Raw genomic sequence first — 14,229 nt, 5'->3', positions numbered from 1 at the left:
AGCTTGGCTGGAGCTTCGCCTTCACGAAGCGGATGTAATTTCGAAAAATGCCCTCAGCTCGGCGACAAGAGCTGCGGGCTGTTCCTCGGGGATATAGTGACCACTATCCCGGATGACGCCGCCTCGAATATTTTCAGCCAAGGGTCGCATAGCTTCGAAAATTCCTGGCGCACTACCGGCATCGCCTCCCAGCGCCAGCACAGGCACAGCTATTTTCTTTTGAAACAAGCCGCGATTGTAATCCATGTCGCGGATGACGGCGCGATAATAGCCCAGCATTCCGCGCAGGCCACCCAACGAGCTATAGACGCGAACATATTCGTCGATGTCATCCTTCGAGAAGGTCGCGATCGCGTTCGCGGTTTTCTTGTTGAAGAACCATTCGATGAGAATACGCTCGCGGTCCCGCAAGAGCGCCTCGGGCAGGTCGTCGACCATGTTGAAGAGGAAGTGCCAGCTCTTCCAGTAGTCCGGATCAGCGACATCGATGGAAGGCTTCAACGTGACGCCGGGAATGTTGGCGTCGAGATACACGACGCCGTCCAGTTCGCTCGCAAATTCGTGCGCATAAGGATATCCGATCCAGGATCCGATATCGTGCCCGACGAAATAATGGCGTCCAACACCTATGGTCTTGAGGAAGCTGTTGATTCGTTTCGCCGCTGTCGCTGTGTCGTAGCCATCCAGCGGCTTGTCGCTATCGCCCTGGCCCGGAAGGTCGAGCGCGATCACGTCATAGGCATCGGTGAGCAGAGGAATGACGCGCCGCCATGCGTAGACGCTTTGCGGAAAGCCGGCGATCAAAACGACGGCAGGTCCCTTGCCACCGCGGATATAATGAAAACGAATACCGTCTGATTTCGTCAGCTTCTGCTGAAGGGGGCGGCCGGTATGATCCAGATAGACAGCCATTGTTCTGTTCTCTGTCGTTTCGCTTCGGAAAGTAAGTAAAAGCGCTGCGCTTCAGTGGCAATGCCGATTCATGTAACTGGGTCTTTGGCAACACGGTGCGAGATCGCCCTGCGCGCCTTCCGCGAATTGCACGCCCGGGATGGTTGTTTGCGCAACCTGCGTTGCCGGACTGACGTCCAATCACATCGCGGGCGCAATTTCATCGTGGCCAACATTGGTGCACATGGTCTCCTTGAGGCTGTCGGAGAAATGGTAATCATATGGATGAATCCTGGAACGCATATGCCTAACTTGATCGCAGTTACAATTCATCCGCGAAGCGAATACCCAATTTCGATGCCATTGCTTGGGTAATGCAAACGGATCGTTTGAGCGATCTGGCGATCTTCTGAGCGGACAAGCCTCGCTCGGCCAATCCCTTTAGCTTGTGTTTCTCCACAGCCGTCCATTCGCGATAGCCTATCTGTCGCATACTGAACGTGATGGCCGAAGTCGGGCCGCGCCGCCGCTGGGTTAGAATGTTGTCATCGTCGATGCTCAAGCAGCTGCTCCCAATACTTTCAGGCCGTCGTTTTTCTCCGCGCCTTCAGTCGCTCATTTGCGTAACGACCAGCATCGACTCTCGGTCAGAGAATAAGATTTTTGAAGTCCAAAGATCGACGATCGAGAGTTCAATCATTCTCCTCGATACAAGTTCGATGAAGGAAAGCCTGCGCTGAGCAATCTCAAACGCGGGGCTATGGTATTCCCAAGGTGCGAAGCCGAAGATTTCGGCGACGGCTGGTACATCGTCGGCGGCCGTGGATGCGGCGCCTGTTGACCTGCCAAAAGGCGGGCCTGCTTGCGAAGTAGAAAGCTTCTGCAATCGGCCGTGTTGGCGGCGCGATTGTCCTTGGTATCGTGTGCAATTCGAAATTGACGATTGATCGCGGTGGCGTCGATATATCGCGATGCCAAAGAAAACGCCGTTCGTCAGGCAATACAGATCGATCGATATCAAGCAGGGGGAAGAATGGTTGCCGCTACGCCACAGAATGATCGTTGGATGGCTCTCCCTCGCTTGATCGCCGATAGATCATGTCGCGCAGTAGTCGGTCTGTTTTTCGCAGTTGGTGCGGCGATGCCAGCAGTGAGCTTTGCTCAAACGCCGCAGCCCGGCGGAACGCTAACGGCGATCATTCAACCCGAGCCGGTCATCCTCACGGCCGCCATCAACACCGCCGCGCCGACCGGAACGGTCAGCGGCAATATTTTTGATGGACTTGTGGACTACGACGCCAGCCTAAACCCTCAGCCGGCGCTGGCGGAGAGCTGGGAGACTGCGGCGGATGGATTGTCGCTCACCCTTCGCCTGCGCAAGGGCGTGCTCTGGCATGATGGCAAGCCGTTCACATCGGCGGATGTGAAGTGGACCTTGGAAAATGTCTGGAAGACGATCCATCCGCGCAATCAGGCGACCTTCGCCAAGGTGAAGCAGGTCGATACCCCCGACGACAACACCGTCGTCCTGAGGCTGAGCGAACCTTCCCCCGCGATCCTCAGTTCGCTGAACAGCAACGGCGCGCAGGTGTTGCCCAAGCACCTGTATGACGGCACCGATATCCTCAACAATCCGAACAACAACAAGCCGGTCGGTACGGGGCCGTTCGTGTTCAAGGAATGGAAGCGCGGTGAGTACATCGTGCTGGAACGAAATCCGAATTACTGGGCCAAGGGAAAGCCGTATCTCGACAAGGTGATCTACAAGGTCGTTCCGGATGCAGCGGCCCGGTCGGCCGGCTTCGAGAAGGGCGAAATCCAGTATGGTTCGCTCAGTCCGGTGCCGCTCAAGGACGCCGAACGGCTCGGCAAGCTGCCCGGCCTCAAGATTGAAACCAGCGGGTATGAATGGTTGTCGCCGTTCCTGTTTCTCGATTTCAATGTCGAACGTGGACCGCTGAAGGATGCACGCGTTCGACACGCGCTGGCACGCGCGACCGATCGCAAGGCGATTTCCAACGTGGTCTGGTACGGCTTTGCCAAGCCCGCGACCAGCCCCGTTCCCTCAACGCTGGCGGCGTTCCACGATGCGAGCGCCGACAAGGATGCGTTCGACGTCAAATCGGCGGATGCGCTGTTGGATGAGGCCGGTTTCAAGCGCAACGCGGACGGCACGCGCTTCTCGCTTTTCATCGACTACATCCCTTATGGTGACGACTTCAAGCGGACCGCGGAATACATCAAGCAGGCGTTGAAGCGTGTCGGCGTCGACGTCACGATCAGGACGCAGGATACCGCGGCATTTACCAAGCGGGTCTATGGCGACCGTGACTTCGATCTTTCGATCGCATGGTTTGCAGCGTTTTCCGATCCGCAGATCGGCGTGACCCGCGCTTACTGGTCGGCATCTGTGGGGAAGAACATCCCGTGGACCAACGGCTCCGGCTACAAAAATGCCGAAGTCGACGACATCATCTCGAAGGTGCAGGGCGAAGCCAGTGCAGAGAAACGCATCGCCCTGTTCAAAGACTTTCAGAAGATCGTTCTGACCGACTTGCCGACGCTGCCGCTCGTGGAATTGAAGTTCTTCACTGTCCAGGCGGCGAATCTGAAGACCTCGGCCATTCGCGGCGATCAGGTTTATGGCAGCTTCCGCGATTTCTGGTTTGACGTTCCGAAGCAGAATTGAGCTGGGCAATCATCATGAAACTCTTTCGGGCAATCTCTTTCCAAACATCATTGGTCGCACGACTGTCGGTCCTGCTGGCGGCTGTGGCGGTCCTGCCGGCGACGCCGGCATGCGCAGCCGACGGTCCGAAGCGCGGTGGAACGTTGACAGCCATCGTGCAGCCTGAGCCGGTCACCCTGACGCCCGCATTCAATACGGCAACGCCGACGCAGATCGTTGCGGGAAATATCTTCGATGGTCTGGTCTATTACGACCCGGCGCTGAAGCCGCAGCCATCGCTCGCGACGGAGTGGAAAGTTGCGGAGGATGGCCTCACCATCAGTTTCAACCTGCGCAAGGGCGTCAAGTGGCATGATGGCAAACCGTTCTCGTCCGCGGACGTGAAATGGAGCCTGGAGAATGTCTGGAAGACCATCCATCCGCGCAACAAGGCGATATTCGAGAACGTCGCTACGGTCGATACGCCTGACGATAATACGATCATCCTTCATTTGTCGAAGCCGTCGCTGCCAATTCTGAGCGTGCTCAACGCCGTCGGTGCGCCGATTCTGCCGAAGCATCTTTATGAAGGTACCGACATCCTGAACAATGCGTACAACAACAAGCCGGTCGGCACGGGGGCATTCGTCTTCAAGGAGTGGAAGAAGGGCGAATACATTCTGCTGGAACGCAATCCGGATTACTGGGAGCCCGCGAAACCCTATCTCGACAAAGTCATCTTCAGGATCATTCCCGACGCGGCGGCACGCGCGGCGGCGATCGAGAAGGGTGAGGTGCAATATGCGACATTCAATCCGGTGTCGTTCCGTGAGGTCGAGCGCCTTGCCAAGCTGCCGTCGCTAAAGGTCGATACACGCGGCTATGACTGGCTGTCGCCCGTGCTGTATCTCGATTTCAACGTCGAGAACCAGTATCTCAAGGACGTCCGCGTCCGTCAGGCCATCGCGTTTGCTCTAGACAAGGAAGCGCTGGGCAAGGTCGTCTGGTATGGCTACGGCAAGCCTGCTGTCAGCCCGGTTCCGACGGCGCTGACGGCGTTTCACGATGCCAGCGTGCCCAAATATCCGTTCGACCTGAAAAAGGCCGAAGCCTTGCTCGACGAAGCCGGCTTCAGGCGCGGGCCTGATGGGGTGCGGTTCACGCTCCATCATGATTTCCTGCCTTACGGTGACGACTACAAGCGAACCGGCGAATATCTGAAACAGGCGCTGAAACGTGTGGGTATCGAGATCAACATCCGCGCCCAGGACACCGCAGCTTTCATCAAACGCGTCTATGCCGACCGCGACTTCGACATTTCGAGCTCCTACAACGGCGCTTTCCCTGATCCGCAGATTGGTGTGGTTCGCGAATACTGGTCGGGCTGGCTCGGCAGCAAGACGCCGTGGACGAACGGGTCGGGCTACCGCAATGCCGAGGTCGATGGTCTGATCCAGGCCGCTGCGGTCGAAGGCAATCCGAAAAAGCGTACTGAAGATTTCAATCGCTTCCAGCAGATCGTTCAACGCGATCTGCCGACTTTGCCACTGCTCGAACTACGCTTCTTCACGCTGCACTCTTCGGCTCTGAAGGACGTCGTGTTGCAGGCGGACCAGTCCTATGGCTCGCTGAAGAATGCCTGGTTCGATCAGGCGCCGGCGCAGAATTGAGCGCCCGCGCATGATCCCTGTATCGGTCAGATTTTTCGGGCGGCGAGCCCTGCAACTCGTGATCGTGGTGCTGGGCATTGCCATCACCAATTTCTTCCTGCTGCGACTAGCGCCGGGCGATGCGGCGCAGGTGCTCGCAGGCGAGGCGGGCTCGGCGACGCCGGAATATCTGGCCGCACTGCGCAAGCAGTTCGGGCTCGATCAACCGCTGCCGGTGCAGTTCGCGCTCTATCTGCGCAACCTGCTGTCACTCAACCTCGGCTTCTCGTTCCGTCAGGGTTTGCCCGTGCTGGAACTGATCGCCCAGCGGCTCCCGGCAACGCTGTTGCTGATGGGAACGTCGATCACGTTCGCATTGCTGGTCGGCTCGGCGATGGGGGTAGCCGCCGCGCGCCGTGCAGGCAGGGCGACCGATACCGTGATCTCCAGCATCGCGCTGTTGTTCTATGCAACGCCCGTGTTCTGGACCGGGATCATGCTGATCGTGGTCTTCTCGGTGTGGCTCGACTGGCTACCGGTCGGCGGCATGACCAGCATCGAGCGTGGCTATACCGGCCTGGCCTATCTGAAAGATGTCGCGGCACATCTGGTAATTCCTGCAACCACGCTGGGGCTGTTCTTTCTGGCCGTCTATACGCGGTTGATGCGCGCGGCCATGATCGATGTGCAGCAGCAAGATTTTGTCAGGACTGCCGTCGCCAAGGGCCTTCGTCCGGGACGGATCGCCTATCGTCATGTTGTGCGAAATGCGTTGCTGCCTGTTCTCACCATGCTCGGCGTGCAGGTCGGCGCCGTGCTTGGCGGCGCTGTGCTGGTTGAAACCGTGTTTTCGTGGCCCGGGCTGGGGCGGCTCGCTTTTGAAGCGCTGTTTCAGCGCGACCTCAATCTGCTTCTCGGCATACTGCTGTGCAGTTCGGTCGTGGTGGTATTGGCGAATGCGGCGATCGACTTCCTGTATACCGTGCTCGACCCGCGCATCGAGCTCAGCTGACCATGGCCCTCGTCGATATCGTTGCGCATATCCCGCCGGCGCGCATCGCGCAGGATAACGCGTTCTTCCGGACCGCAAGACAGCCGTCGGCGGTTGTAGGCGTATTGCTGCTCGGGTTCGTCGTGGCCATGGCACTGCTCGCCAATCAGATTTTCCCTGGCGATCCCCTGGATTTTGTCGGTCAGCCATTCCAGCGTCCCGGCGAGGATCCCAGCTTCCCGCTCGGCACCGATATGCTGGGGCGCGATCTGGCGTCGGGGATATTTCACGGTGCGCGCATCTCGCTTCTGATCGGCGCGGTGGCGACCGCCATGTCGCTGGTGATTGGGGTCGGTGTCGGCGCCTTCGCAGGATATTACGGCGGCAAGATCGATGCGTCGCTGATGCGGCTGACGGAGTTCTTCCAGACGATTCCGCCGTTTCTGTTCGCCCTGACCATCGTCGCCATCCTGCAGCCCTCCATCGCGACCATCGTCGGAGCGATCGGCGTCACAGCGTGGCCGAGCCTGGCACGGCTGGTGCGCGCCGAATTTCTCAAACTGCGCCACGGCGACATGGTGCAGGCGGAGATCGCGCTCGGTGCGTCCGATATGCGCATTATCTTCCGCCATCTGCTGCCCAACACGCTGGCGCCTATCATCGTCTCGGCATCAGTCATGGTCGCGACGGCCATCCTGACCGAATCTAGTCTGGCGTTTCTCGGTCTCGGCGATCCGAACGTTGTGAGCTGGGGTGGCATGGTCGGCGCCGGCCGCGAAGTCTTGCGTTCGGACTGGTACATCGCAACGCTGCCGGGCGTGGCGATCGTCGTTGCGGTGCTCGCGCTCAATCTGCTGGGGGATGGCCTCAATGACGCCGTCGACCCGAAACAGGAGCGCCGGTGATGGGCGAGCCAGTGCTGTCGGTCGATGGGCTGAGTGTCAGGTTCGACCGCAAGGGCGGCGCGCTGACCGCCGTGGACGGTCTCAGCTTCGATATCTCTGCGGGAGAGACGCTGGCCATCGTAGGCGAATCCGGCTGCGGAAAGTCGCTCACCGCTCTTGCCTTGCTCGGCCTCGTGGCGGCGCCCGGCCGCATCGAGGGTCGCTCTGTGAAGCTACAGGGGCGCGACATTCTTGGCCTTGAAGGCGAGGCGCTGCGCCGGCTGCGTGGCAACCGGATCGCGATGATCTTCCAGGAACCGATGACGGCGCTCAATCCGGTGCTGACCATCGGCGAGCAGATCATCGAGGCCATCACGGCACATGAGGACATTTCACACCAGAAGGCCCGCGATCGCGCAGTCTCATTGCTTGATCGGGTGCGGATTGCCGATCCACGTCGCCGCGTGAACGACTATCCGCACCATCTCTCCGGCGGCATGCGACAGCGGGTCATGATCGCCATCGCTCTCGCCTGCAATCCGGCGCTGCTGGTTGCCGACGAGCCGACCACGGCGCTCGACGTCACCATTCAATCGCAGATCCTGGAGTTGCTGGATCAGATCAAGCGCGAGTCCGGAACCGCCATTCTGTTGATCACGCACGATCTCGGTGTAGTCTCGGAATATTCCGATCGCGTGCTGGTGATGTATGCGGGCCGCAAGGTCGAGGAGCGCACCACCCGTGATCTTCTGAAGTCGCCGCTGCATCCCTATACGCGCGGATTGATCGCAGCGCGGCCGGGGCGCCATCACGTCAACGGCCTTCGTACCCGACTGAGCGAAATCCCGGGCATGGTGCCTTCGCTGGCCGAGATGCCGCATGGATGCGGCTTTGCCGCGCGATGCTCGTTTGTGGTCGACGCCTGCCGGATCGCGCGGCCGCCGCTGATACCCGTTGGCGCAGATGGCGCCGTAGCCTGTCTGAGAATTGAGGAAGCCCGTGCATCAGAACACGCAGCCGCTCGTTGCGACGCATATTGAGCCACTGCTCACGGTGAACGATCTCGTCGTGCGCTTTGATTCTTCGCGCGGAACAGTGCACGCGGTTGACGGCGTCTCGTTGTCGATCAAGCCCGGTGAAACGCTTGGTCTCGTTGGGGAATCCGGCTGTGGGAAATCCACGCTCGGCCGGGCGATTGCGCGGCTGGTCGAGCCGCAAAGCGGCAGCGTTCGTCTGGGCGGTGTCGATCTGACGCGCCTGACAAGGAGCGGCATGCGGCCCTATAGACGCGATATCCAGGTCGTATTCCAGGATCCGCTGGCCTCGCTCGATCCGCGCTGTACCGTCGGAATGCTGATCGGTGAACCGCTGAGGATTCATGGCATCGGCGATCGGCGACAGCGCCGTGACCGGATCGCCGATCTGCTTTCAAAAGTGGGACTTTCCGCGGATTCCGCCGACCGTTACCCGCATCAGTTCTCGGGTGGACAGCGGCAACGGATCGGCATTGCCCGCGCGCTGGCGCTTGATCCACGACTAATCATCCTGGATGAACCGGTCTCTGCGCTCGACGTGTCCGTGCAGGCCCAGATCCTGAACCTGCTGGTCGATCTGCAGTCCAAACTCGGCGTGGCGTATCTCTTCATTAGCCACGACCTGTCCGTGGTCGAATATGTCAGCGATCGCGTCGCGGTCATGTATCTCGGACGTATCGTGGAGACATCGACCCGGGAGAAATTGTGGTCAAGCCCCGCGCATCCCTACACGCGAGCGCTGTTTGACTCGATCCCGCGCATTGATACCGGCGATCTCGGTCGGCGGCGGCATATGGTGCAGGGCGATCTGCCGAGTGCCTATAATCCGCCTGAAGGATGCCACTTCCATACCAGGTGTCCGCGCGCAGAAGAGTTCTGTGCTGTGGAAAGCCCAATCCTTCGCACCGTGGCAGACAGCCACGTAGCGGCGTGCCATTTCGCTTGAATGCGCGGGCGCGCCACCGTCGGTGCTGTTGGTGCGAACGAAATCTGTGCGTGCATCGATAACTCCGTCGCGATCGTCGATGCGATCCTGGCGCTGCCACTGTGTTTGTGCTGCGTTTCCCCTTGATCGCAGCAAAGTCTCTTCCAAACCGGGCTAACAAAAGAATTCCGTCAGCTCGGGAGAAATTCATAATCATTGGCGTGGCGGCGCAGCGAAAGTTGCCGGCCGCCGTCATCGTCATCTCGCACACTCACATAAGGGACTCGTCAATGAAATCGGCTCACGTGTTGCGGCTGGCCACGCTCGCTCGCACCGGCGGGGTGGCCGCATTCCTGTTCGCCGCTATTGCAGCAGGTCTACCGGTCGCAAATGCACAAGAGCCAACGACCATTCGCGTGGGTGTCACGGCCGGCCCACATGCGGAAGTGCTCGACGCAGTCAAGAAAGTGGCCGCGGAGCGCGGGCTTGACATCAAGGTCGTCGAATTCACGGACTATGTGTTCCCGAACCAGGCCCTGGCCAACAAGGATCTTGAGGCCAATTCGTTTCAGCACGAGCCTTATCTGAAGAACCAGATCTCCAAGACCGGCTGGAAGCTCGTGAAGGTTGCCTACACCACGGTTTCTCCGATGGGCTTCTACGCGAAGAAGTACAAGAGCGTTGCCGATGTCCCAAATGGTGCGACGGTTGCGATTCCCAACGACCCGACCAATGGCGCGCGTTCGCTACAGATTCTGGCAGCCAATGGCGTGATCAAGCTGCGTGACCCCACGAGTGTCACCGCGGGGATCGTCGATATCGCGGAGAATCCCAAAAAACTCAAATTTGTCGAGCTCGATGCCGCGCAGCTGTCGCGGTCGCTGGCAGATGTCGATGTGGCGGCGATCAACAACAACTATGCCGTCCAGGCCGGCCTCGATCCCGTGCGCGATAGCCTGATGAAGGAGCCGCTGGAAAGCCCGTGGGTCAATATCATCGCCGTGCGGGAAGAGGACAAAGGCAAGCCGTGGGTGGCGAAGCTGGTCGATGCCTATCACTCAGAGCCGGTGAAGCAGTTCATCCTGACGCGATTCAAGGGCGCTTATCTGCCGTCGTGGTAATGCAGGTCCGGAGCCGCCACGTCGTGGTGGCGGCTTCGCGACAATTTGCTCAGGCGCGATAGGCCAGCTGGCCCTCAGCGGCGAAACTGCGCGCCGGGGTGCGTGCCATGAAGCAGCGCGCCTCGGCCCGGAAACAGCTTCTCGCGCAACGTCCCCGCGCCGTATTCGGTCTTGTACAGTCCGCGCGACTGCAGTTCCGGCACCACGAGATCGACGAATGCCTCGAGCGATTCCGGCGCGACCAGACGGACGAGATTGAAGCCATCGATATCGGTCTGTTCGGCCCAATCGGCGAGCTCGTCCGCGACGTCCTGCGGCGAGCCGATGGCGAAGGGGGCCCGCGCACCGATTGCGCTCAGGCTGGCGAGATCGCCGACGCGCAGCGGCGTTTCGCTGCGCAGCGTGAGGTTCTCGACCATCGACTGGATCGCGTTGCTCTCGACATACTGCAGCGCCTGATCCGGACTGTAGGTCGAGAAATCGATGCCGGTCCAGCCGGAGAGCAGCGCGAGCTGCCCTTGCTGGTCGACATAGCGGCTGTATTCCGCATGAAGATCGTTCGCCTCGGCACGTGTCGGCGCAACGATCACGGTCAGGCCGGCGAACAACCGGATGTCGTAGGGATCGCGGCCAAAGTCTTTTGTGGCCGTCCGGATGTCGCGCACGGCCTTGGCGACGATCGGCTTGGTCTGGCCGTTGAGAAAGATCGCCTCGGCATGTCTGGCGGCGAAGGCGCGCCCGCGCTTCGAGGCGCCAGCCTGATACAGCAATGGCGTGCGTTGCGGGGAGGGCTCGGAGAGGTGAATGCCATCGACGCGGTAATGCGGACCGTCGTGGCGGATGGTGTGAACCTTCGTTGGATCGGTAAACCTGCCGGTGGCACGATCGCGACGCACGGCGTCGTGCTCCCAGCTGCCCTCCCATAATTTGTAGGCCGCTGTCAGAAAGTCCTCGGCGACATCATAACGGTCGTCATGGGCACGGCCGGCCGCAAAGCCCATGCCGCGCGCGCCACTGTCGAGATAGCCGGTGACGATATTCCAGCCGATCCGTCCGCGGGTCAGGTGGTCTAGCGTCGAAAATCGCCGCGCGAATTGGTAGGGATGCTCCAGCGACATATTGGACGTGATGCCGAAGCCGAGGTGCTTGGTGACCAGCGCCATGGCCGAGACCAGAAGCGTGGGGTCCGCATTCGGCAATTGCACGCCGTGCGACACGGCTGTGTCCGGGCTATCACCGAACACGTCATAGACACCGAACACGTCAGCCAGAAAGATACCGTCGAACAACCCGCGTTCGGCTATCCGCGCGTAGTCGATCCAGTAATCCAGATTGTTGTAATCGATGGATGCATCGCGCGGATGAGACCAGAGCCCGGCCCAGTTATGGCTAGGCGCGGTCATGTTGAAGGCATTGAAGCGAAGCTGTCGGCGGGTGGTCATGGGAGTCCTGGTTGGGAGGCAAGCGACGCGCGGATGTAGAGCTTGAGGGGCGCTATCGCAAGACTAGCCGTCAAATACAATCGGAATGAGGGTCGCGGTCTGCTCCCACCTCACTGGTGGCGCTATCCTGCAGTGCTCCTCAGACGGTGGGCTTGTCGCTGCGAATGCTCGTAACGAGCGCATATCACCTGCGACAGGTTGCCACGACCGAAAGGACATTCCGGGTGAGCGAGCTCGCACATTCGATCCATTCGGCGATTCCGACATTTGCGAGAAGGCCATTTTTGGCTGCGTCAGACGGTCAATTGACGCGCTGTTGGTGCAGTGAGGAGATGCACTCGGGAAATTTGTCGGCCGGGGGCGACGTTCGGCAACTGATATTCAGCCCTGTGCTCTGCCCATTAATGGAGAATGATTGTGAAACTGAAATCGATTATCGCAACGACGCTGGCTATAGGCCTTGGCGCCGTCGCACTGGCGACAGCGTCATTCGCGCAGGGTAGCAGCCCGCTGGTCAACGGTGAATGGCTCGAGAAGAATCTGAACGATCCGAAGGTTCGCGTCGTCGAAGTCAGCGTCGAGCCGGGCATCTATGAGCGCGGCCATATCCCTGGCGCCCAGAATGTGGTGTGGCACACGGACCTCGTCGATACGGTGAAGCGTGACATCGCCTCGAAGGAGAAGTTTCAGGAACTGACGCGCAAGCTTGGTGTCGATCAGGACACCACCGTCGTTCTCTACGGTGACAACAACAACTGGTTCGCAGCCTGGGGTGCCTGGGTGTTTGATGTCTATGGCGTCAAGAACGTCAAGCTACTCGATGGCGGCCGCAAGAAGTGGGAGGCCGACAAGCGTCCGCTGGATACGCGCAATGCATCGGTACAGCCGGGCAAGCTGACGGTCTCCGAGCCGAACCAGAAGCTGCGTGCACGCCTCGCCGACATTCGCGCGGCATCCGACAGCAAGAATGCGACAATTGTCGATATCCGCTCTGCCGATGAGTATTCCGGCAAGATCTTTGCGCCGCCCGGTTCGCAGGAACTGACGGTGCGGGCCGGCCACGTCCCCGGCGCGCTCAACGTGCCATGGGGCCGTGCGGTTAGCGAGGATGGCACCTTTAAAGCGGCTGAAGAGCTGAAGAAGCTGTACGCCGCCGCCGGTATCGACGGATCCAAGCCGATCATCGTCTATTGCCGGATCGGCGAGCGCTCGAGCCACACCTGGTTTCTGCTCTCGAAGATCCTTGGCTACGACGTCAAGAACTACGACGGCTCGTGGACCGAATATGGCAACTCGGTTGGCGTCCCCGTCGTCAACGTTGCGGGTACGGTCTGGAGCGGGAAGTGACCGACGGCACATCCGTGGAGGCCCTGACAGGGTCTTCACATCGCGACGAACAGGCGCCGGGCATCGACCCGGCGCTTGCTGCGTTTGCTGACCGCAAGGTCTCTGTCACAGTCGCTCTTGCTATCGTGCTGGCAATCGGCGTGTCCGCCTATGTGCTGCACGGGCAGGGCAGTCCGGCGCTCGCCATCTCGCTGCTGTTTGGCGCGGCGTTCGGTATCGTGCTGCAACGCGCGAGGTTCTGCTTCTTCTGCATGTTTCGCGAATGGTTCGATGACCGCGCACCGCAGGGCGTGCTGGGTCTCATCGTGGCACTGAGCATCGGCCTGATCGGGACGACGCTGGTGTTCGGTGCATGGCTGCCGGATGCCGGCACCGGGCGGCTGCCGCCGGATGCGTTCATCGGGCCTGTCAGCTTCGCGCTGGTGGCTGCAGGCATGGCGTTCGGCGCCGGCATGGCCATCTCCGGCTCCTGCGTCAGCGCGCATCTCTATCGGCTTGGCGAGGGATCGGCCACAGCGCCATTCGCACTCATCGGCGTAATTATCGGCTTCGTGCTGGGCTTTGTCAGCTGGAACACCATCTATCTTGCCGCCGTTGCAGATGCGCCGGTGGTGTGGCTGCCGCGGACGCTCGGCTATGCCGGGCATCTGCTGGTCGCTGGCTTGGTGCTCGGCCTGATCGCCTATGCTGTGACGCGATCGGCTCCGCGGAAGCCGGCTGAGCATGCGCGCACACGCGACCAGGCGACCGCGATCTTCGTTGATCGCTGGCCCGCATGGATTGGCGGCGCCATCATCGGCGTGCTCGCGACCATGTCGTATCTGCGCGTCGCGCCACTCGGTGTCACGGCCGAGATCGGCAGCCGCGCGCGACAGCTTGCAGGCGCATTGGAACTTGCACCGACACGGCTGCAAGGCCTCGATGGTCTGCGCGGCTGCATCGCCGTCATCCGCGACCCGCTGCTGTCGTCGAATGGCGCGTTCGTGCTGGGGCTGGTCGCCGCATCGCTGGCCGCGGCACTGGTGGCCGGGCAGTTCAAGCCGCAACGTCCGCGGATCGACCACGTCCTGCGTGGTCTTACGGGTGGCATTTTGCTGGGATGGGGCGCGATGACCGGCCTCGGCTGCACCGTCGGCACGCTGTTCTCCGGCATCACCGCCGGTGCGTTGTCGGGTTGGGTGTTTGGTGCGTCGCTGTTCGCCGGCACGACGGTCACGCTCTGGAGCGGTCGCCTGCTTGGCCTGTTGCCGCGCGGTTGATGCGCCGCAGCTTTTGGT

Annotated in this window: 13 protein-coding genes; 9 read left to right on the top strand and 4 right to left on the bottom strand. The window is 60.6% G+C overall.

Annotated elements, in window-relative coordinates; translation table 11 throughout:
* Positions 1-21: 21 nt before the first annotated feature.
* The 3 genes from HP556_RS01910 to HP556_RS01900 form a co-directional block, all read right to left on the bottom strand.
* The gene (locus tag HP556_RS01910; RefSeq protein WP_175365713.1) at positions 22-912 is read right to left on the bottom strand and encodes an alpha/beta fold hydrolase; all 891 of its coding nucleotides are present in this window, start codon (positions 910-912) and stop codon (positions 22-24) included.
* Positions 913-1,213: 301 nt separating this feature from the next.
* The gene (locus tag HP556_RS01905) at positions 1,214-1,453 is read right to left on the bottom strand and encodes a hypothetical protein (protein WP_175365712.1); all 240 of its coding nucleotides are present in this window, start codon (positions 1,451-1,453) and stop codon (positions 1,214-1,216) included.
* 45 nt (positions 1,454-1,498) lie between these two features.
* Positions 1,499-1,777 carry a hypothetical protein gene (locus HP556_RS01900; RefSeq protein WP_175365711.1) on the bottom strand — a complete coding sequence of 93 codons (279 nt, stop codon included), beginning with the start codon at positions 1,775-1,777 and terminating at the stop codon, positions 1,499-1,501.
* A 255-nt stretch (positions 1,778-2,032) separates the two neighbouring features.
* On the opposite strand from HP556_RS01900, the gene HP556_RS01895 reads away from it, so the two are divergent.
* From HP556_RS01895 to HP556_RS01865, 7 genes are all read left to right on the top strand, one after another.
* Positions 2,033-3,580: an ABC transporter substrate-binding protein gene (locus HP556_RS01895; protein ID WP_210269029.1), complete on the top strand. Its 1,548-nt coding sequence runs from the start codon at positions 2,033-2,035 to the stop codon at positions 3,578-3,580.
* A gap of 14 nt (positions 3,581-3,594) precedes the next feature.
* Complete coding sequence (locus HP556_RS01890; RefSeq protein WP_175365709.1) at positions 3,595-5,229, top strand: ABC transporter substrate-binding protein; 1,635 nt, start codon at positions 3,595-3,597, stop codon at positions 5,227-5,229.
* A 10-nt stretch (positions 5,230-5,239) separates the two neighbouring features.
* The gene (locus HP556_RS01885; RefSeq protein ID WP_246297328.1) at positions 5,240-6,220 is read left to right on the top strand and encodes an ABC transporter permease; all 981 of its coding nucleotides are present in this window, start codon (positions 5,240-5,242) and stop codon (positions 6,218-6,220) included.
* A 2-nt stretch (positions 6,221-6,222) separates the two neighbouring features.
* Complete coding sequence (locus HP556_RS01880) at positions 6,223-7,104, top strand: ABC transporter permease (protein ID WP_175365707.1); 882 nt, start codon at positions 6,223-6,225, stop codon at positions 7,102-7,104.
* On the top strand, positions 7,104-8,123 hold the full coding sequence (locus tag HP556_RS01875; RefSeq protein WP_175365706.1) for an ABC transporter ATP-binding protein: 1,020 nt from the start codon (positions 7,104-7,106) through the stop codon (positions 8,121-8,123). The genes HP556_RS01880 and HP556_RS01875 overlap by 1 nt, the downstream gene beginning before the upstream one ends.
* On the top strand, positions 8,083-9,063 hold the full coding sequence (locus tag HP556_RS01870) for an oligopeptide/dipeptide ABC transporter ATP-binding protein (RefSeq protein WP_175365705.1): 981 nt from the start codon (positions 8,083-8,085) through the stop codon (positions 9,061-9,063). The genes HP556_RS01875 and HP556_RS01870 overlap by 41 nt, the downstream gene beginning before the upstream one ends.
* A gap of 269 nt (positions 9,064-9,332) precedes the next feature.
* The gene (locus HP556_RS01865; RefSeq protein ID WP_175365704.1) at positions 9,333-10,163 is read left to right on the top strand and encodes a MetQ/NlpA family ABC transporter substrate-binding protein; all 831 of its coding nucleotides are present in this window, start codon (positions 9,333-9,335) and stop codon (positions 10,161-10,163) included.
* 74 nt (positions 10,164-10,237) lie between these two features.
* Here HP556_RS01865 and HP556_RS01860 read toward each other — a convergent pair whose 3' ends face one another.
* On the bottom strand, positions 10,238-11,605 hold the full coding sequence (locus tag HP556_RS01860) for an LLM class flavin-dependent oxidoreductase (protein WP_175365703.1): 1,368 nt from the start codon (positions 11,603-11,605) through the stop codon (positions 10,238-10,240).
* A 423-nt stretch (positions 11,606-12,028) separates the two neighbouring features.
* Between HP556_RS01860 and HP556_RS01855 the strand changes: the two genes are divergently transcribed.
* Together HP556_RS01855 and HP556_RS01850 are read left to right on the top strand one after the other, a co-directional pair.
* Positions 12,029-12,952, top strand: coding sequence for a sulfurtransferase (locus HP556_RS01855; protein WP_420878636.1), 924 nt, complete (start codon positions 12,029-12,031; stop codon positions 12,950-12,952).
* Positions 12,949-14,211 carry a YeeE/YedE family protein gene (locus HP556_RS01850; protein WP_338117518.1) on the top strand — a complete coding sequence of 421 codons (1,263 nt, stop codon included), beginning with the start codon at positions 12,949-12,951 and terminating at the stop codon, positions 14,209-14,211. Before HP556_RS01855 ends, HP556_RS01850 begins: the two co-directional genes overlap by 4 nt.
* Positions 14,212-14,229 lie beyond the last annotated feature (18 nt).

It is taken from the genome of Tardiphaga robiniae (assembly GCF_013359755.1).
GTDB classification, from domain to species: domain Bacteria; phylum Pseudomonadota; class Alphaproteobacteria; order Rhizobiales; family Xanthobacteraceae; genus Tardiphaga; species Tardiphaga robiniae.
The sequence above is the reverse complement of the archived record's forward strand: the minus strand, read 5'-3'. Positions and strand labels throughout refer to the sequence as shown.